At 71.2% G+C, this 17,733-nt stretch carries 16 protein-coding genes and 1 pseudogene; 11 read left to right on the top strand and 6 right to left on the bottom strand.

Features of this window, described 5'->3' with window-relative positions:
* Positions 1-378: 378 nt before the first annotated feature.
* Positions 379-1,026: a TetR/AcrR family transcriptional regulator gene (locus AC07AL_RS27270; protein WP_400989133.1), complete on the bottom strand. Its 648-nt coding sequence runs from the start codon at positions 1,024-1,026 to the stop codon at positions 379-381.
* A 109-nt stretch (positions 1,027-1,135) separates the two neighbouring features.
* Here AC07AL_RS27270 and AC07AL_RS27265 point away from each other — a divergent pair, with 109 nt between their 5' ends.
* Complete coding sequence (locus AC07AL_RS27265; protein ID WP_478318508.1) at positions 1,136-1,663, top strand: hypothetical protein; 528 nt, start codon at positions 1,136-1,138, stop codon at positions 1,661-1,663.
* A 234-nt stretch (positions 1,664-1,897) separates the two neighbouring features.
* A pseudogene (locus AC07AL_RS27260) lies at positions 1,898-3,063 on the top strand (nitric oxide synthase oxygenase).
* 442 nt (positions 3,064-3,505) lie between these two features.
* Here AC07AL_RS27260 and AC07AL_RS27255 read toward each other — a convergent pair.
* The 5 genes from AC07AL_RS27255 to AC07AL_RS27235 all read right to left on the bottom strand — a co-directional run bounded on the left by AC07AL_RS27255 (position 3,506) and on the right by AC07AL_RS27235 (position 9,216).
* The gene (locus AC07AL_RS27255; RefSeq protein WP_363581203.1) at positions 3,506-4,543 is read right to left on the bottom strand and encodes a sugar ABC transporter substrate-binding protein; all 1,038 of its coding nucleotides are present in this window, start codon (positions 4,541-4,543) and stop codon (positions 3,506-3,508) included.
* Between the two features lie 80 nt (positions 4,544-4,623).
* Entirely contained in the window at positions 4,624-5,337 is a 714-nt protein-coding gene (locus AC07AL_RS27250; protein ID WP_363581205.1) for a FadR/GntR family transcriptional regulator, read from the bottom strand.
* Between the two features lie 135 nt (positions 5,338-5,472).
* Positions 5,473-6,504, bottom strand: coding sequence for an ABC transporter permease (locus tag AC07AL_RS27245; protein WP_363581207.1), 1,032 nt, complete (start codon positions 6,502-6,504; stop codon positions 5,473-5,475).
* Positions 6,488-8,044, bottom strand: coding sequence for a sugar ABC transporter ATP-binding protein (locus tag AC07AL_RS27240; protein ID WP_363581209.1), 1,557 nt, complete (start codon positions 8,042-8,044; stop codon positions 6,488-6,490). The genes AC07AL_RS27245 and AC07AL_RS27240 overlap by 17 nt, the downstream gene beginning before the upstream one ends.
* Before the next feature lie 125 nt (positions 8,045-8,169).
* Positions 8,170-9,216 (bottom strand): sugar ABC transporter substrate-binding protein, encoded by a 1,047-nt coding sequence (locus tag AC07AL_RS27235; protein WP_363581211.1) that lies wholly within the window; start codon positions 9,214-9,216, stop codon positions 8,170-8,172.
* Positions 9,217-9,732: 516 nt separating this feature from the next.
* On the opposite strand from AC07AL_RS27235, the gene AC07AL_RS27230 reads away from it, so the two are divergent.
* The 9 genes from AC07AL_RS27230 to AC07AL_RS27190 are packed head-to-tail and all read left to right on the top strand — an operon-like array spanning position 9,733 to position 17,725.
* Entirely contained in the window at positions 9,733-10,584 is an 852-nt protein-coding gene (locus AC07AL_RS27230) for a fumarylacetoacetate hydrolase family protein (RefSeq protein WP_363581213.1), read from the top strand.
* Between the two features lie 11 nt (positions 10,585-10,595).
* Complete coding sequence (locus AC07AL_RS27225; protein ID WP_400809272.1) at positions 10,596-11,936, top strand: L-fuconate dehydratase; 1,341 nt, start codon at positions 10,596-10,598, stop codon at positions 11,934-11,936.
* Positions 11,933-12,694, top strand: a complete 762-nt coding sequence (locus tag AC07AL_RS27220) for an SDR family NAD(P)-dependent oxidoreductase (RefSeq protein ID WP_363619843.1) — start codon at positions 11,933-11,935, stop codon at positions 12,692-12,694. Before AC07AL_RS27225 ends, AC07AL_RS27220 begins: the two co-directional genes overlap by 4 nt.
* Positions 12,691-13,689 (top strand): aldo/keto reductase, encoded by a 999-nt coding sequence (locus tag AC07AL_RS27215; RefSeq protein WP_400809269.1) that lies wholly within the window; start codon positions 12,691-12,693, stop codon positions 13,687-13,689. The genes AC07AL_RS27220 and AC07AL_RS27215 overlap by 4 nt, the downstream gene beginning before the upstream one ends.
* Positions 13,689-14,429, top strand: a complete 741-nt coding sequence (locus AC07AL_RS27210) for a (Fe-S)-binding protein (RefSeq protein ID WP_363581221.1) — start codon at positions 13,689-13,691, stop codon at positions 14,427-14,429. The genes AC07AL_RS27215 and AC07AL_RS27210 overlap by 1 nt, the downstream gene beginning before the upstream one ends.
* Positions 14,426-15,877: a LutB/LldF family L-lactate oxidation iron-sulfur protein gene (locus AC07AL_RS27205; protein WP_363581223.1), complete on the top strand. Its 1,452-nt coding sequence runs from the start codon at positions 14,426-14,428 to the stop codon at positions 15,875-15,877. Before AC07AL_RS27210 ends, AC07AL_RS27205 begins: the two co-directional genes overlap by 4 nt.
* Positions 15,874-16,527: a LutC/YkgG family protein gene (locus tag AC07AL_RS27200; protein ID WP_400809266.1), complete on the top strand. Its 654-nt coding sequence runs from the start codon at positions 15,874-15,876 to the stop codon at positions 16,525-16,527. Before AC07AL_RS27205 ends, AC07AL_RS27200 begins: the two co-directional genes overlap by 4 nt.
* The gene (locus AC07AL_RS27195; RefSeq protein ID WP_363581227.1) at positions 16,524-16,835 is read left to right on the top strand and encodes an L-rhamnose mutarotase; all 312 of its coding nucleotides are present in this window, start codon (positions 16,524-16,526) and stop codon (positions 16,833-16,835) included. Before AC07AL_RS27200 ends, AC07AL_RS27195 begins: the two co-directional genes overlap by 4 nt.
* On the top strand, positions 16,832-17,725 hold the full coding sequence (locus tag AC07AL_RS27190) for an amidohydrolase family protein (RefSeq protein ID WP_363630790.1): 894 nt from the start codon (positions 16,832-16,834) through the stop codon (positions 17,723-17,725). The genes AC07AL_RS27195 and AC07AL_RS27190 overlap by 4 nt, the downstream gene beginning before the upstream one ends.
* Positions 17,726-17,733 lie beyond the last annotated feature (8 nt).

The following is a 17,733-nucleotide window of genomic DNA, read 5'->3' as shown; positions in this document are numbered from 1 at the left end:
CTGAGTTGCCTGCTGCGGAGCGCTCGCTGCGCCCCGGACCTCGCTGGACCTGCGCTCGGGTCGGACACGGACCGATCCGGGCGGTGCGATGCACCACCCGAACGCCGGTCCGATCACGACAACGAGACACTCCGACACCATAGAACGCGGGTACGACACAACCCGGCCGCCGTAACCGGTCAGAGCACTCGGTGACGACGTGACGTGCGTCGGTGGCCCGAACGGTGCCCTCTCAGACCGCTACTCGACGGCCACGCCGGCCAGTTGTCTCCCAGCCATCGGGGAGCGCTGGATCAGCGGCGCGTGAGTCGCCGGCCTCCACCGCCGCGGCGCCGACGCGGGCGTCACTCGAATCGGCTGGTCCGTGGCAGGTGATGCTCAGCCTTCCGTGTCGCCCTCCGGCCGCCGTGGCGGGGCGAGGAGTTCGTGGAGGGCGGGGGCGATGACGGTCGCGATGTGTTCGGGGGAGGCTTCCTCCAGGGGCGGGAAGCGAAGGACGTGGCGGCCGATGCCGATGCCGAGGACGATCGAGCCGAGCAGGGCCGCCTTCAACTGGGCTTCCTCGCCCGGGATCGCGACCACCATGGGGTCGCGGTCCGGGTCGGCGAGGAAGGCGGCCCGCAGCGTGGACCACGCCTGTTCGTGGGTGAGCATCGCGCGGACGACGTGGAGCGCGCTGCCGCCGGTGTCCTCCAGGGCGTGAAGGAAGTCGAGCAGCATCCGCTCCCCGAGTCCCTCGCCCGTGTCGCCGCCCGTGCCGCCCTCGTCCTGCCACTGGACGCCGCGCAGTTGGAACTGCTCGATGACCGCGCGGGTGAACAGCGACTCCTTGGACGTGAACCAGCGCATCACCAGTGACGCGTCGACGCCCGCCCGTGTGGCGATGGCGCGCACGGTGGTCGCGTCGTAGCCGTCCCGGCGGAAGAGTTCCCGGGCGGCGGACAGCACCGCCTGCTCTCCGCGCCTGCGGCGCTCTGCTCTGGAGGCGGCGAGTGGTGTGCCGGCCGGTTCGGCTGATGTCGACATGGCTGGATCCTACCCGATTTGATCAACGCTGTTGACCGAAGTGGGGTTGAGGGCTAGCTTGAGTCAACGCCGATGACCCAATCTTCAACCGATCTGTGAGCAGGGGAACATGACGATGGACCTGGTACGGGCACGAGTCGACGCCCGGTGGTGGATCTGGGGGCTGCCGCTCTCCTTCGCGGTGCACGACGGGGAGGAGGCCGTCGCGATCGTGCTCGACGGCGGCCTGGACCAAGGCGGCACACGTTTCACCGTCGCGCAGTCCCTCACCGCGATCCTGGCGGAGTTCGCCGTGGTCTGGGCCCTCACCCTGTTCGCCGACCGCGCCCTGCGGGCCGGACACGCCGGGCGTACCGGTCCCGGCGGTTGGGTGCTCGACGCCTACACCGCCCTGCTGGGCGGCTGGACCCTGCACGGGCTCCACCACGTCTACCTCGGGCTCAGCGGCAGCGGCTACCCGCTCGGGGTGATCACCGCCCTGCCCGCAGTGGTGCTCTACGGCGCACTGACCTACGCGGCACTGCTGCGCGCCGGGCTGCTCGACAGGCGGCGGACGGTGCTCAGTCTGATCGCCGGGGCGCCCGCCGCCGTCCTGCTCATCGCCGCCGCCCTCACCTTCGGCCGCCTCACCTCCTGAGCGCGGGCAGCCCTCGCGGGAGCCCCGTGAGGGCCACTCCGACCCCCACCCCGGCCCGCTCTGCGCGACCCGGGTCCCGCAGGGCTTTTCATCACCGAGTGCACGCAAGGGTTTCGTCAAAACGACCTCGGCTGGGTCCGCGCGTTCGCTTCCCCGGCGTAGTCTCCGGCTGCGTCCGTGTGTTTCGTGCAAGTTGAATCGGCTCCTTTCCCTCGCTGTTGACAGGGGATCAGCATGATGAGCTCTCGGGTGTGCGTAACCCCGTCCACGCCTGCTGCTCCGCTCGCGGAGGCAGTAGCGTTGATACGTCAACTCACCGTGGAGGGACATCTTCCGGTCGGCGGCGCGCAGCGGCGGGTAGCGGAGATCACGGAGGAGCTGGCGACGACGGGAAGTTACTCCCAGACCCAGCAGGAGTTGTTGGTCGGCTCCCGGATCGCGTGGCGGAACAATCCGCAGTGCATAGGCAAGTTCTACTGGAAAGCACTGGAGATCCGGGACTGCCGTGCGATCGGCACCGGCGCCGATGGCGGTGACGAGGGAGCGGTGTTCGAGGCACTCGTCGAGCATTTGCGGCAGGCGTGGAACGGGGGCAAGGTGCGCCTGCTGCTGAGCGTCTTCGCGCCGAGCACACCCGAGCGGCCCGGACCCCGGCTGTGGAACGGCCAGTTGATTCGCTACGCCGGCTACCGGCAGTACGACGGGTCCGTGATCGGCGACCCCGAGACGGCGGCGCTCACCGAGGCGGTCCAGCGCCTGGGGTGGCGTGGTCAGGGCGGCGAGTTCGACGTGCTGCCGCTGGTCATCCAGTGGCCCGGGCGTGAACCTCGGTGGTTCGACCTGCCCGCGGACGCGGTCCCGGAGGTGCGGATCAGCCATCCCGAGTACCGGTGGTTCGAAGAACTCGGCCTGCGCTGGCACGCCTTTCCCACGATCTCCAACCAGGTCCTCGAACTCGGCGGGCTGCGGTACCCGTTGGCACCCTTCAGCGCCTGGTACACGTGCACCGAGATCGGTGCCCGCAACCTGTCCGACACCAACCGATACGACAAGCTGCCTGAGGTCGCCCGGCGGATGGGCCTGGACACGGCCCGGGATCGCACCCTGTGGCGGGACCGCGCGTTGCTTGAGCTCACGGCGGGGGTGCTGCACTCGTACGACCGGGCCGGGATCTCCATCATCGACCACCACTTCGCCACCAAACAGTTCGTGCGACACGAGGGCGCGAGCAGAAGAGCGGGCGCGACTGCCCGGCCGACTGGTCCGCGATCGTGCCGGCCACCAGCGGGTCGACCACTCCGGTCTGGCAGCGCCGCTACGACGCCACTCGGGTGCTGCCCAACTTCTCGCCGCACCCGCCGTCCTGCCCGGCCCAGGGCGCCGAGGGACTCCCGAGCTGACTGGTGCGCCACTGCTGGCACGGTGACGGAAGCCGGACGCTGCCGTCGGCCGCCGGCCGGCTTCGTGGCGGTCTCTCCCACGGGGCCGTCCCGCTGTAGGAGGTGGTCGGCGGGAACCTGGACGGGGGGAGTCGGCTGGTTGACCGGGCGGCGGACTGTTGTACGAGCGGCTGGTTCGCCGTCAGGAAGGCCTTGTCACCGGTGGTGGCGTTGCTGCCGACCGAGGTCTCGGCGAGTGCCGCGACGCTGTGGGAGGTCGCCGCGGCCGGGGTGTGCCCGGACCGGGGTCAGGGCGACTATCGCCCTGACCACCGGTGCACTTCGTACGGTGCGGCCCTTCAGCGGGGGTGGGTGGGGGAGCGATCAGTGGTGGTGCACAGACCGGAGTCCCGTCGTCCCGTTGTTGCGGTGGATGCCGGCCTGGTTCCGGGGCCCGCCTCGGTCAGCCCGCGGCGTGGTTGGCCCAGAGCGACGGGTCGTCGACGTTCTCCTTGGTGACCAGGGGAGCGGGGAGCTGGTCCTCCAGGCCGTTGGGCAGGGTGATGATGGTCGACTGGTGGTCGGTGGGCCCGGGTTGGAATTTCCTGCCTTCGGCAGCGGCCTTGGCGTAGTACAGGGCGTACTTGGCGTAGAGGTCGGCGGGCTGGGAGACGGTCGCGTCGATGTCGCCCTTGCGGATCGCGTCGAACTCCTGCGGGATGCCGTCGTTGGAGACGATGGTGATGTGGCCGGGCTGGCCGGCGGGCTTGAGCAGGCCTTTCTGGCGTAGGAGGTCGAGGGTGGGCTGGAGGAAGACGCCGCCGGCCTGCAGGTAGATGCCGTTCAGGTCCCGGTTGGCGGCGAGGGTGGACTGGAGCTTGGCGGAGGCGATGTCGCCCTTCCAGTCGGTGGGCAGCGCGATCACCTGGATACCGGGGTAGTTGCGTTTCATGCAGGCGGCGAATCCCTCGGAGCGTTCGTATCCGTTGATGGAGGTCAGTGCGCCCTGGAGCTCGGCCACCTTGCCCTTGCCACCGAGCTGCTTGCCGAGGAACTCGCAGGCCTTGGTGCCGTACGTCTTGTTGTCGGTGCGGACCACCATGTAGACGCTGCCGTGCTCCGGTTCGGTGTCCACGCTGATCGTGTGGATGTTGGCACGGAACAACTCGGAGAGTGTCGAATCGGTGGTCATGGTGTTCTGCGGCGCCATGACGATGGACTTGGGGTGTCGGGCGGCCAGCGACTGGACGTTGGCGGTGAACGTCGCGTCGTCGCCGTTCGAACGGGTCGGGGGCAGGACACTCAGCTGCTGGTCGTTGATCTCCTGCTGGAGGTACTTCGCGTACGCCTTCCAGAAGTCGGAGTCGGCGCGGGGGATGTCGATGCCGATCTGGGGGCGGGAGTTGCCGGGGTCATCAGTGCCACCGCAGGCGGTGAGGCAGCCGGCGAGCAACACGGCGATGCAGCCCGTGCAGGTGGTCCGGATGGTTCGGCTCTTCATGTGTCAGACCGTCCTGGGTCGTGGGGGTCTTGCGCGCTGAGGGGGAGGGGAACGGATGTGCGGGATTCGGCACGTCGCCGTCAGGCGATGGCGTCGAGGTCCGGGGGGTCGAGGTCCGGGGGGCCGGTGCCGGCGGCCAGCCAGTCCTCGACGGCGGCGACGTGCACGGTGCTGGCACTGGCGGCCAGGACGGCGTCGTGGTCGACCAGGGCCCGCCAGATGGCCTCGTGTTCGCGGTGGGCCTGCTCGCGGGCAGAGGCGTTGTGCGTACCGCGCACGATGCGCAGCCGCTGGGTGTGGGTGGAGAGGATGCCGAGCAGGGTGGACAGCACGGGGTTGCCGACGGCATCGGCGATGGTGCGGTGGAACTCGATGTCGAGCTCGATGAACTCCTCGATGCCGGCAGCCGCGGCGCTCTGGTCGAGGACGGCCCGCAGCGTTCGCAGGTGGTCGTCGGTGAGCAGGCCGGCGGCGAGGGCGGTGACCTGCGGCTCCAGCAGGCGCCGCACCTGGAGGAGTTGCCGGGCCGTGTGCCCGTGGGAGACGTCGGAGGCGAAGGCCATGGCTTCCAGCAGGAGGTGTGGCTCCAGGCCGGAGACGTAGGTGCCGTCGCCCTGCCGGGGGACGAGGATCCGCATCGCGGTGAGCGCCCGGACGGCCTCGCGCAGCGAGTTGCGGGACAGCCCGAGCTGGTCGGCGAGGTCGGCCTCGTTGGGGAGTCGCGCGCCGGGCAGCAGGGCGCCGGAGACGATCATTTCCTTGATCTTCTCGATGGCCTGGTCGGTCACCGCCATGGTGTTCGCCTCCTGCGTGCGGGCATGGGAGTGCTGGTCGGTCGAGGGGGCGGGGCAGGGGAGGCCGAAGCGGCGCGACCGGTTCCCGCGGAGCTGGTCGCGTCGCTTCGGTGGCTCTCGGGCCGGGGGACCCCGTCACTCCTGTTTCTCGCCCGAGGCGAAGCGGGAGATGATCAGCGCGACGATGATGATCGCGCCGTTGAGGAACTGGTTCCACAGCGGCGGCACGCCCGCGAGGGTCATGACGTTGACCACGAGCTGGAGGGTCAGCACACCGGTCAGGGCGCCGAAGAGGGTGCCGCGGCCGCCGTTGAGGCTGACGCCGCCGATGACGGTGGCGGCGAAGACCTGGAAGATCCACCCGTTGCCCTGGTCGGCGGAGATGGAGCCGTAGTGGCCGGTGTAGAGGACGCCGGCGAAGGCGGCCAGCAGGCCGCCGAGGATCAGCACGGTCCAGGTGATCCGGTCGACCCGGATGCCGGCGGCGCGGGCGGCCTCGGAGTTGCCGCCGATCGCGTACAGGGCGCGGCCGTGGCGGAGCCAGGCGAGGGCACAGCCGCCGGCCAGGAAGAGCAGGGCGCAGATCCAGATCGCCGCGGGGACGCCGAGCCAGCTGGTGCTGCCGAGGTAGGTGAAGGAGCCGGGCAGGTTGACGATCGACTGGCCCTGGGAGATCGCGACCTGGAGGCCGCGGAGCAGGGTGAGCGCGCCGAGGGTGACGATGAAGCCGTTGAGGCGCAGCTTGAGGATCAGGAACCCGTTGATCGCCCCGATCAGCGCGCCGACGGCCAGGCACAGCGGGATGGCCGTCCAGGAGGGCAGGAGCCCGAGGCCGTTGAAGCGCGCGCCGTGGTCGGGGAGGACCAGCCAGACGGCGATGACGGGGGCCACGCCGATCGTGGATTCCAGGGACAGGTCCATCCGGCCGACGATCAGGATCAGCGCCTCGGCCAGCACCAGCAGGCTCAGTTCGGTGGCCTGCTGGCCGACGCCCAGGAGGTTGTCGGAGGTGAGGAAGGCGGGTGAGACGACGAAGCCGATGACGCCGAGGACGAGCAGGACCGGTACGAGCGACAGGTCGCGGTAGCGGGCGAGGTCGAAGCGCCGGCCGGCCGGCGCGGTGCCGGCGGTGGCCGCGCGCGGGCTGACCTCAGTGGTGGGAGACATTGCGTTCCTTCGTGTCGGTCGGGCCGGACATGCCCTCCATGGCTGCGACCAGCTGTTCGTCGCTCCAGCCGTGCTCGAACTCGGCGACGACGCGGCCGTGGAACATGGCCAGGACGCGGTCGCAGACCCGCAGGTCGTCGAGTTCGTCGGACACGATCAGAGCGCTCCTCCCGGCGTCGGCGACCTCGCGGACGGTGCCGAGCAGGGACTCCTTGGATTTGACGTCGACGCCGTTGGTGGGCCGGATGGCCACCAGGACGTGCGGCTCGGTGGCCAGGGCCCGCGCGATGACCACCTTCTGCTGGTTGCCGCCGGACAGCGCGGACACCGGGGCCGAGGGGCCGGGTGTCTTGATGTCGAGGTCGCCGATCATCCGTTCGGCGAAGGCCCGGGTACGGGAGGGCAGCACCGTGCCGAAGGGCCCGAGCTGGTCGGTGACGGTCAGGGTGGCGTTCTCGGCGACACTGCGCTGCGGGATGAGGCCCTGGATGTGCCGGTCCTCGGGCACGAACCCGATGCCGGCCGCGAGAGCGGCGGGAACGCGCCCGGTGCGCACCGGGCGGCCCGCGACGGTGATCGTGCCGGCCTGCGGGCGGTGCAGACCGGCGATGGTCTCGCCGAGCCGGACGTTGCCGCTGGCGGCCGCGCCGGCCAGGCCCACGACCTCGCCGGCGTGCGCGGTCAGGGAGAAGTCCTGGTAGGCGCCGGCCAGGCTCAGGCCCGAGACGTCCAGCAGCGGGGCACCGTCGGGGCGCGTCCGGCCGGTCACCGACCAGGCGGGCCCGCTGTCCCGGGAGCTCTCGCCGGTCATCGCCTCCACCAAGGCCTGCTGGTCGAGTTCGGCGACTGGCGCGGTGATGATGTGCCGGGCGTCGCGGTAGACCGTGACGGTGGTGCAGAGGTCGTAGACCTCCTGCAGGTGATGGGAGATGAACAGGAAGGCGACGCCCTGTTCCTGCAGTGAGCGCAGCTTGTCGAAGAGCCGCTCGATGCCGCGCGCGTCGAGCTTGGCGGTGGGCTCGTCCAGGATGATGAAGCGGGCCCCGAAGGACAGCGCCCGGGCGATCTCGACGAACTGGCGCTGCTCGACACTCAGGTCCTCGGCGCGCGCGGTCGGGGCGACGTCCACGCCGTACTCGGCGAGCAACTCGGTAGCGCGGCCGCGCAGCTGTTTCCAGCTGATCGGGCGCAGGGCGCCTTTGCTCTGCCTGTCCAGGAAGAGGTTCTCGGCGACGGTCAGCGCGGGGATGATGGTGGAGCGCTGGTAGACGCAGGCGACCCTGGACCGCCAGGCGTCGGTGTCACCGGGGGCCGGGGCCTGCTCGCCGTCGAAGCGCAGGGTGCCGGTGTCGGGGTTCTGCAGGCCGGTGAGGATCGACACGAGCGTGGACTTGCCCGCGCCGTTGCGCCCTACCAGGGCGTGCGACTCGCCGGGCGCGACCGAGATGCGGGCGTCGCTGAGGGCGACGGTGGCGCCGAAGCGCTTGCTGATCCCGTCGGCCTCGACGACGGGGCCCCGGACGGGGCTGGGGTCCGCCATGGCGGGGACGTCCTTTCCGCAGGATCCGTGCGTGGGGGGGGGGGGGGGGGGGTGGTTGGGGGGGGGGGGGGGGGGGGGGGGGGGGGGGGGGCTCCCCCCCCCCCCCCCCACGAGGGGTCGGTGGGCTACTTGCCTACGCCGTTGCCCCAGAGGGACTTGTCGTCGACGTTCTCCTTGGTGACCAGGGGAGCGGGGAGCTGGTCCTCCAGGCCGTTGGGCAGGGAGATGATGGTCGACTGGTGGTCGGTGGCACCGGGTTGGAAGGTCTTGCCCTCGGCCGCGGCCTGCGCGTAGAACAGCGCGTACTTGGCGTAGAGATCGGCGGGCTGGGAGACGGTCGCGTCGATGTCGCCCTTGCGGATCGCGTCGAACTCCTGCGGGATGCCGTCGTTGGAGACGATGGCGATGTGACCGGGCTGGCCGGCGGGCTTGAGCAGGCCCTTCTGCTGGAGCAGGGCGATGGTGGGCTGCAGGAAGACACCGCCGGCCTGCAGGTAGACGCCGCCCAGGTCCGGGTTGGCGGCGAGGGTGGACTGGAGCTTGGCGGAGGCGACGTCGCCCTTCCAGTCGGTGGCCAGCTCGATCACCAGGATGTCGGGGAACTTCTCCTTCATGCAGGCGGCGAAGGCCTCGGAGCGGTCGCGGCCGTTGACGGAGCTCAGCGCGCCCTGGAGTTCGGCGACCTTGCCCTTGCCGCCGAGCTGCTGGCCGAGGAACTCACAGGCCTTGGTGCCGTACGCCTTGTTGTCGGCGCGCACCACCATGTAGACGTTCCCCTTGTCGGGGCGGGTGTCGATGCTGACCACGGGGATCTTCTTGGCGGTCAGCTGGTCGAGGGTGGAGGCGATCGCGCCGGTGTCCTGCGGGGCCATGACGACGGCCTTGGCGCCGGTGTTCTGGAAGACCTGGACGTTGGCGACCAGCTTGGTGACGTCGTTCTGCGAGTTGCTCACCGGCAGGGTGTTGAGGCCCTGGGCGGAGGCGTCCTGCTTGATGTACTGCGCGTAGGAGTTCCAGAAGTCGGAGTCCGCACGCGGCAGGTCGATCCCGAGCGCCGGCTTGCCGCCGGCGGCGGAGTCCGTCGTGCTGCCGCGGTTGCAGGCCGTGGCGGCCCCCGCCAGGACGACTACGGCGGCGGCCGTGGCCGCGATTCTGGAGGAGCGAGGCTTCATGGTGCTGATCTCCTTGGCTGGGATGTCCGGGCTCCCCTGCGAGGGTGGGGAGCCGGTGTGGCGGGAGGCGGAGAGGCCTGTCCCCCCGGGAGGTGAAGCGGGGGTGGTTGAGCCGGACCTCCCCTCCCGGCCGTCATCCAGGAGGGAGGCCATGGATGCGGCGGGTCGTGGCAGGCGCGCTGGATCGTGCTCCCCGCAGTCATCGGATGGCTTGCGATCACGAGGACCATACGAGCTTGGCACGTGACTGACAATAGGGAAACCTCGGGCGAATCTCAACCGTAACGTCCGAGCCTCCATGTCGGATGATAACGAGCTGTCATCTCCTCTCTGAGCTGGAGATTTGATGAACAGTTAGGAGATGTTCGGCTCCTGACCCCGACGGGCGCCGACAGACATCGGAGGACTTCTTGCGGTGCGTGGCCGACACTCGTATGGTCAGGGCGTCGAGGATTCATCCGATGTGTCGGCCCGGTGAAGAACCCCGGCCCGCAGACCTATGACAGGAGCCATGGCATGAAGCTCATGCGGATCGGACCGGCGGGAGAAGAGGCTCCGGCAGCCCTCGGCGACGACGGCCGGGTCTTCGCGCTCTCGGGCCTGACCGGTGACATCGACGGGGCGTTCCTCGCCTCGGACGGGATCGACCGCGTTCGCGCCGCCCTGGCCGCCGGAGAACTCCCTGCGATCGACCCGGTCGGCCTGCGGATCGGCGCCCCCGTCGCCCGGCCGGGCAAGGTCGTCTGCATCGGCCTCAACTACCGCGACCACGCCGAGGAGACCGGCGCTGCCGTCCCCGCCCGGCCGGTGGTCTTCATGAAGGACCCGTCCGCCGTGGTCGGTCCCTGTGACCAGGTGCTGATCCCGCGCGGCTCGGCCAAGACCGACTGGGAGGTCGAACTCGCGGTCGTGATCGGCCGCGAGGCCCGCTACCTGGACTCGCCCCGACAGGCCCTCGCCCATGTCGCGGGCTACGCGATCAGCAACGACGTGTCCGAGCGGGAGTTCCAGCTCGAGTACTCCGGGCAGTGGGACCTCGGCAAGTCCTGTGAGACCTTCAACCCGCTCGGCCCCTGGCTGGTCACCCCGGACGAGGCCGGCGACGTGCAGGCCCTCGGCCTTCGTCTGGCCGTCAACGGCGAGCAGCGGCAGAGCGGCAGCACCAAGAACATGATCTTCGACGTCCCGTACCTGGTCTGGTACCTCAGCCAGTACATGGTGCTGCGGCCCGGAGACGTCATCAACACCGGCACCCCGGCCGGCGTGGCCCTGGGGCTGCCCGGCACCCCCTACCTGCGCGCGGGCGACACCGTCGAACTGGCCATCGACGGCCTCGGCACCCAGCGCCAGACCTTCTCCAACGCCTGAAAGGCACCACGTTGTCCGCAACCACAGCGCGGATCACCGCCGTCGACACCTACGACATCCGCTTCCCCACCTCGCGGGAGCTGGACGGGTCCGACGCCATGAATCCCGACCCCGACTACTCCGCCGCCTACGTCGTCCTGCGCGCCTCCGCGGGCGGCCACGAGGGCCACGGGTTCACCTTCACCATCGGTCGCGGCAACGACGTCCAGGTCGCCGCCATCGACGCGCTGCGCCCGCACGTCGTCGGACGGTCCGTCGCCCAGCTGTGCGCCGACCCCGGCTCCCTGTACCGCGACCTGATCGGTGACAGCCAGCTGCGCTGGCTCGGACCCGAGAAGGGCGTGATGCACATGGCGATCGGAGCCGTCGTCAACGCCGTCTGGGACCTCGCCGCCAAGCGTGAGGGCAAGCCGCTGTGGCAGCTGCTGGCCGACGCCGACCCCGCATGGCTGGTGTCCCAGGTCGACTTCCGCTACATCGCCGACGCGCTGACGCCCGATGAGGCCCTCGAACTGCTGCGCAAGGGCAGACAGGGCGCACCCGGGCGGGCCGCCGAACTCCTGCGCCGCGGCTACCCCGCCTACACCACCTCGCCCGGCTGGCTCGGCTACAGCGACGAGAAGCTCACCCGCCTCGCCAAGGAGGCGGTGGCCGACGGCTTCACCCAGATCAAGCTGAAGGTCGGCGCGGACCTGGAGGACGACATCCGCCGCTGCCGCGCAGCCCGCGAGGCCATCGGTCCGGACATCCGGATGGCGATCGACGCCAACCAGCGCTGGAACGTCGCCGAGGCGATCGAGTGGACGAACCAGCTCGCCGAGTTCGACCCCTACTGGATCGAGGAGCCGACCAGCCCGGACGACGTGCTCGGCCACGCCACCGTCCGGCGCGGTGTCCACCCCGTCAAGGTCGCCACCGGCGAGCACGTGCAGAACCGCATCGTCTTCAAACAGCTGCTCCAGGCCGGCGCCATCGACGTCCTCCAACTGGACTCGGCCCGGGTGGCCGGCGTGAACGAGAACCTCGCCATCCTGCTGCTCGCCGCCAGGTTCGGCGTCCCCGTGTGCCCGCACGCCGGCGGCGTGGGCCTGTGCGAACTCGTCCAGCACCTGTCGATGTTCGACTACGTCGCGCTCTCCGGCACCACCGAGGACCGCGTCATCGAGTACGTCGACCACCTCCACCAGCACTTCCTCGACCCCGTGGTCATCGACGGCGGCCGCTACCGGGCACCCACCGTGCCCGGGTTCTCCGCCACCATGCACCAGGCCGCCATCGACACCTACACCTACCCCGACGGCACGTTCTGGGCAGCCGACCTGGCCGGCGGCGACAAGGAGGAGCGCTCATGACGACCGACCTCGACGGGCTCACCGCACTGGTCACCGGCGGTGCCTCCGGCATCGGACTGGCCACCGCCCGGTTGCTCGGCGCACGCGGAGCGGACGTCGCCGTCCTCGACCTCGACCCGAGCGGCGTCCGCGCCCCGCTGCGCGGCTTCACCGCCGACGTCGCCGATGACCGCTCCGTACGCGAGGCCGTCCAGGCGGCGGCCGAGGCGCTCGGCGGGATCGACATCCTGGTCAACAACGCCGGCATCGGCGCCGCCGGAACCGTGGAGGACAACTCGGACGAGCAGTGGCACCACGTCCTGGACGTCAACGTGCTCGGCATCGTCCGCACCACCCGCGCCGCCCTGCCCCACCTGCGCCGCTCCGCCTCCGCCTCGGTGGTCAACACCTGCTCCATCGCCGCCACGGCCGGACTGCCCCAGCGCGCGCTGTACTCGGCGAGCAAGGGCGCCGTCCACTCGCTCACCCTGGCCATGGCAGCCGACCACGTCCGCGAAGGCATCCGGGTCAACTGCGTCAACCCGGGCACCGTCGACACCCCGTGGGTCGGCCGGCTGCTCGACGCGGCCGACGATCCGGCCGCCGAGCGCTCCGCACTGAACGCCCGCCAGCCCACCGGCCGACTGGTCACCGCCGAGGAGGTCGCCGCCGCCATCGCCTACCTCGCCTCCCCGGCCGCCGCCAGCGTCACGGGCACCGCGCTCGCCGTCGACGGCGGCATGGCCGGCCTGCGCCTGCGACCGGAGCCACGCCCGTGAAGCCGCGCCACCACCCCCTCGGCCGCAGCAGGGCCCAGGTGACCGAACTCGCCTTCGGCGCCGCCGGCATCGGCAACCTGTTCGCCCCGGTCACCGACGAGCAGGCCGAACAGGCCGTCACCGCCGCCTGGGAGTCCGGCGTACGGTACTTCGACACCGCCCCGCACTACGGTCTGGGCCTGTCCGAGCGGCGGCTCGGCGCCGCCCTGCGCGCGTTCCCCCGGGACCAGTACACGATCTCCACAAAGGTCGGACGCCTGCTGGAACCGGCCCCCTCCGGCGACGGCGACGACCTGGCCAACGGCTTCGCCGTGCCCGCCACCCACCACCGCGTCTGGGACTTCAGCGCCCGGGGCGTGCGCCGCTCCATCGAGGACAGCCTGGACCGGCTCGGCCTCGACCGGATCGACATCGCGTACCTGCACGACCCCGACGACCACGCCGAACAGGCACTCACCGAGGCCTACCCGGAACTCGAACGCCTGCGCGCCGAAGGCGTCCTGGGAGCGATCGGCGTCGGCATGAACCAGGCCGGGCTGCCCGCCCGGTTCATCCGCGAGACCGACCTCGACGCCGTCCTGCTCGCCGGCCGCTACAGCCTCCTCGACCAGCAAGGCCTTGCGGAACTGCTGCCCCTGGCCCACCGGCGCGGCGTCGGCGTCGTGATCGGCGGCGTCTTCAACTCCGGCCTGCTCGCCGACCCGCGGCCCGGCGCCACCTTCGACTACACCGCGGCCCCCGCAGACCTGCTCACCAGGGCCACCGACCTCAAGGTCGTCTGCGAGCGGCACGGCGTCCCGCTGCGCGCCGCCGCCCTGAAGTTCCCGTTCGGGCATCCGGCGGTGGCGAGCGTGCTGGTCGGCACCCGCAGCGCCGGCGAGGCCCGGGACGCCGCCGCCATGCTCGACCACCCCGTTCCGGCGGCGCTCTGGGCCGAGCTCAAGCACCGCGGACTGCTTCCCACGGACGTCCCGACCCCCGGGGAGGTGAGCTGATGCGCATCGCCCTGTTCATCACCTGCTTCAACGACACCCTCTTCCCCGACACCGGCCGCGCGGTGGTGACGGTGCTGGAGCGGCTCGGCCACCGTGTCGAGTTCCCCCAGGAACAGACCTGCTGCGGCCAGATGCACTTCAATACCGGCTACCGCCCCGACGCCGTCCCGCTGGTGACCCGCTTCGTCCGGGCCTTCGCCGACTACGACGCCGTGGTCACGCCGTCCGCCTCCTGCGCCGGGATGGTCCGTGACAACCACCCCCTGCTCGCCGAACGGCACGGCACCGCCTCGCTCCTCCGACAGGTCACCGAACTGGTGCCCCGGGTGCACGAGTTCACCGAGTTCCTGACCGACGTGCTCGGCGTCACGGACGTCGGTGCCCGCTTCCCGCACCGAGTCGCCTACCACCCCACCTGCCACTCCCTGCGCGGCCTGCGTCTCGGCGACCGCCCGGACCGGCTGCTGCGCGCCGTCGAGGACATCGACCTGGTCGACCTGCCCGCGGCCGACTCCTGCTGCGGCTTCGGCGGCACCTTCGCCGTGAAGAACGCCGACACCTCCGCCGCGATGCTCGCCGACAAGAACGCCGCCGTCCTGGACAGCGGAGCCGAGGTCCTGTGCGCCGCCGACAACTCCTGCCTGATGCACATCGGCGGCGGACTGTCCCGCCGGGGCGCGACCGTGCGGACCCTGCACCTGGCCGAGATCCTCGCCGCCACCGAAGGAACCGCACGATGAGCAAGCCCGGCGGCCGTGGCGTCGTCTGGCTCGGTTCCCCGTCCTTTCCCGACGCCGCCCGCGAGGCGCTCGGCAACACCCGGCTGCGCGCCAATCTGAAACGCGCCACCACCACCATCCGCGACAAGCGGCTGGCCGTCGCCTCCGAGTTGGACGACTGGGAGCACCTGCGGGACGCTGCCGCCGCGATCAAGAACCGCACCTCACGCCACCTCGACCGCTACCTCGTCCAGTTGGAGGCCGCCGTCACCGCCGCGGGCGGCACCGTGCACTGGGCCTCGGACGCCGCCGAGGCCAACCGCATCGTCACCGAACTCGTGCGGGCCACCGGCGAACGCGAGGTCGTGAAGATCAAGTCCATGGCGACCCAGGAGATCGGCCTCAACGAGGCCCTCGCCGAAGCCGGCATCACCGCCTACGAGACGGACCTCGCCGAACTCATCGTCCAACTCGGCGACGACCGCCCCTCCCACATCCTCGTCCCCGCGATCCACCGCAACCGGACCGAGATCCGCGACCTCTTCCTCGCCGAAATGGCCCACTGGGGGAAGCCCGCACCGGAGAACCTCGGCGACGACCCGCGTGAACTCGCCGAAGCCGCCCGCCTGCACCTGAGGGAGAAGTTCCTCACCGCCAAGGTGGCCGTCTCGGGCGCCAACTTCGCCGTCGCCGACACCGGCACGGTCGTCGTCGTGGAGTCCGAGGGCAACGGCCGGATGTGCCTCACCCTGCCCGAAACCCTCATCACCGTCATGGGCATCGAGAAGACCGTCCCGACCTGGCAGGACCTGGAGGTCTTCCTCCAACTGCTGCCCCGCTCCTCCACCGGCGAGCGGATGAACCCCTACACCTCCACCTGGACCGGCACCACCGACGGCGACGGCCCCAGGGAGTTCCACCTGGTGCTGCTCGACAACGGCCGCACCGACACCCTCGCCGACGAGGTCGGACGGCAGGTACTCGGCTGCATCCGCTGCTCGGCCTGCCTCAACGTCTGCCCCGTCTTCGAGCGCACCGGCGGCCACGCCTACGGCTCGGTCTACCCAGGACCGATCGGCGCCGTCCTCACCCCGCAACTGGTCGGCGTGGAGAACGCGGCGTCCCTGCCGTTCGCCTCCACCCTGTGCGGCGCCTGCTACGACGCCTGCCCGGTGAAGATCAACATCCCGGAGGTGCTGGCCCACCTGCGGGCCAAGACCGTCGAGAGCAAGCCTCGGGGAGCCGAGGCGCTGGCCATGAAGGCCGCTGCCACCGTCCTCGACTCCCCGCGCCTGCTCTCCGCGGCCCAGAAGGCCGCCGCGCTCGGCGGCAGGGCCCTCGCCAGGGAGGGGCGGATCGGCCGGCTGCCGGGCCCTTTGCACGGCTGGTCCGACACCCGCGACACCCCCGCACCTCCGGCAGAGTCCTTCCGCACCTGGTGGCGCAAGAACAGGGAAGGTGAACGATGAGCAGCCGTGAGGCGGTTCTCGGCCGTATCCGGGCGGCGCTCGCCGACGTCCCCGCCGACGAACGGCCCGACGACGTCCCCGTACCCCGGACCTACCGCCGCAGCCACACCGAGCCGGGCGAGGACACCGTCGCCCTGTTCGCCGAGCGGGTCGCCGACTACCGCGCGGACGTCACCCGCACCGACCAGGCGGGCCTGCCGGCCGCCATCGCCGCCGCGCTCACCGCAGCCGGGGCGAGCAACCTGGCACTGCCCAGCGGCTTTCCCGTCGAGCTGCTGCCGCCCGGCGACTGGCAGTGGCACCCGGAACCGCTGGACGTCCAGGCCCTGAACGCCCTGGACGGCGCCTGCACCCTCGCCGCCGCCGGCATCGCCGTCACCGGGACCATCGTCCTCGACACCGGCCCGGGCCAGGGCCGCCGCGCCCTCACCCTCGTCCCCGACTACCATCTGTGCGTCATCCGCGCCGGACAGATCGCCGCCGACGTCCCCGACGCCCTCGCCCGCCTCGACCCCGCGCTGCCGCTGACCTTCATCTCGGGCCCTTCTGCCACCAGCGACATCGAACTCGACCGCGTCGAGGGCGTGCACGGCCCCCGCACCCTGCACGTCGTCATCGTCGACCACCCCACCCACCCGGAGCAGCCATGAGAGTCGCCCTGCACACCCGCCTCCGCCCGGACCGGATCGCCGAGTACGAGGCCGCCCACCGGGACGTGCCCGCCGAACTCGTCGCAGCCATCCGGGCTGCCGGCGCCACCTCGTGGACGATCTGGCGCAGCGGTTGCGAGCTGTTCCACCTGCTGGAGTGCGAGGACTACGCCCGGCTCCTCGCCGAACTGGAGCACCTCCCGGCCAACACCGCCTGGCAGGAGAGGATGGGCGAACTGCTCGACATCAGCCACGACTACTCGAACGCCGGCGCCGGGGCCGGGCTCCCGGCCGTGTGGGAACTGTGACCGGACGTCAGATCGTCGACGCGCACCACCACGTCTGGGACCTCGGCGCGCGGCCGCAGCCCTGGATCAGCGGCGAGGCCCTCGCTCCCCTGGCCCGCTCCTTCACCGCCGCCGACCTCGCCCCCGAAGCCGCGGCGGCCGGAGTGGTCGCCACGGTCGTCGTGCAGACCGTCTGCGTCCCCGAGGAGACCCCCGAACTGCTGGCGCTGGCCGACGGCAGCGACCTGATCGCCGGCGTCGTCGGCTGGACCGACCTCACCGCCCCCGGCGTTGCCGACGCGATCGCCGCCCTGCGTGAACTCCCCGGCGGGGAACGGCTGGTGGGCATCAGGCACCAGGTCCAGGAGGAGCCCGACCCCGAGTGGCTGCTGCGCCCCGACGTCCAGCGCGGCCTGCTCGCCGTCGCCGAGGCCGGTCTCGCCTACGACCTCGTCGTCAAGCCGCACCAGCTGCCCGCCGCCGCCCTCGCGGCCGCCCGGCACACCGGCCTGACGTTCGTCCTCGACCACCTCGGCAAGCCCCCGATCGCCGACGGCGCGCTCGACCCCTGGGCAGCGGACCTGCGCCGCCTGGCCGCGCTTCCCAACACCGTGGGAAAGCTTTCCGGCCTGGTGACCGAGGCCGCCCCCGGCCGGTGGCGGACGGCGGACCTCAGGCCCTACGCCGACACCGCCCTGGAGGCCTTCGGCCCGGAACGGCTCCTCTTCGGTTCCGACTGGCCGGTGTGCACCCTGGAGGCCGGCTACGCCGAGGTCGCCCGGATCACCCGGCACCTCGCGGACGGGCTCAGCGCGGGGGAGGAGGACGCGGTGTTCCGGCACAACGCGGTCCGCGTGTACGGGCTCGGCGCCCCGTGCCAGCCCGCGGAGGGACGTGCCGGATGGTCTTGACCTGTCGC

The sequence above is a fragment of the Kitasatospora sp. NPDC043949 genome (assembly GCF_056435365.1).
Note: the sequence above shows the minus strand (reverse complement) of the source record. Positions and strands in the feature narration are given on the sequence as shown.

Excerpts from the sequence above, each read along its gene's own strand:
- AC07AL_RS27270 (WP_400989133.1), bottom strand. The coding sequence starts at position 1,026 with ATGTCGACATCAGCCGAACCGGCCGGCACACCACTCGCCGCCTCCAGA.
- AC07AL_RS27265 (WP_478318508.1), top strand. The coding sequence starts at position 1,136 with ATGACGATGGACCTGGTACGGGCACGAGTCGACGCCCGGTGGTGGATC.
- AC07AL_RS27255 (WP_363581203.1), bottom strand. The coding sequence starts at position 4,543 with ATGAAGAGCCGAACCATCCGGACCACCTGCACGGGCTGCATCGCCGTG.
- AC07AL_RS27250 (WP_363581205.1), bottom strand. The coding sequence starts at position 5,337 with ATGGCGGTGACCGACCAGGCCATCGAGAAGATCAAGGAAATGATCGTC.
- AC07AL_RS27245 (WP_363581207.1), bottom strand. The coding sequence starts at position 6,504 with ATGTCTCCCACCACTGAGGTCAGCCCGCGCGCGGCCACCGCCGGCACC.
- AC07AL_RS27240 (WP_363581209.1), bottom strand. The coding sequence starts at position 8,044 with ATGGCGGACCCCAGCCCCGTCCGGGGCCCCGTCGTCGAGGCCGACGGG.
- AC07AL_RS27235 (WP_363581211.1), bottom strand. The coding sequence starts at position 9,216 with ATGAAGCCTCGCTCCTCCAGAATCGCGGCCACGGCCGCCGCCGTAGTC.
- AC07AL_RS27230 (WP_363581213.1), top strand. The coding sequence starts at position 9,733 with ATGAAGCTCATGCGGATCGGACCGGCGGGAGAAGAGGCTCCGGCAGCC.
- AC07AL_RS27220 (WP_363619843.1), top strand. The coding sequence starts at position 11,933 with ATGACGACCGACCTCGACGGGCTCACCGCACTGGTCACCGGCGGTGCC.
- AC07AL_RS27210 (WP_363581221.1), top strand. The coding sequence starts at position 13,689 with ATGCGCATCGCCCTGTTCATCACCTGCTTCAACGACACCCTCTTCCCC.
- AC07AL_RS27205 (WP_363581223.1), top strand. The coding sequence starts at position 14,426 with ATGAGCAAGCCCGGCGGCCGTGGCGTCGTCTGGCTCGGTTCCCCGTCC.
- AC07AL_RS27200 (WP_400809266.1), top strand. The coding sequence starts at position 15,874 with ATGAGCAGCCGTGAGGCGGTTCTCGGCCGTATCCGGGCGGCGCTCGCC.
- AC07AL_RS27195 (WP_363581227.1), top strand. The coding sequence starts at position 16,524 with ATGAGAGTCGCCCTGCACACCCGCCTCCGCCCGGACCGGATCGCCGAG.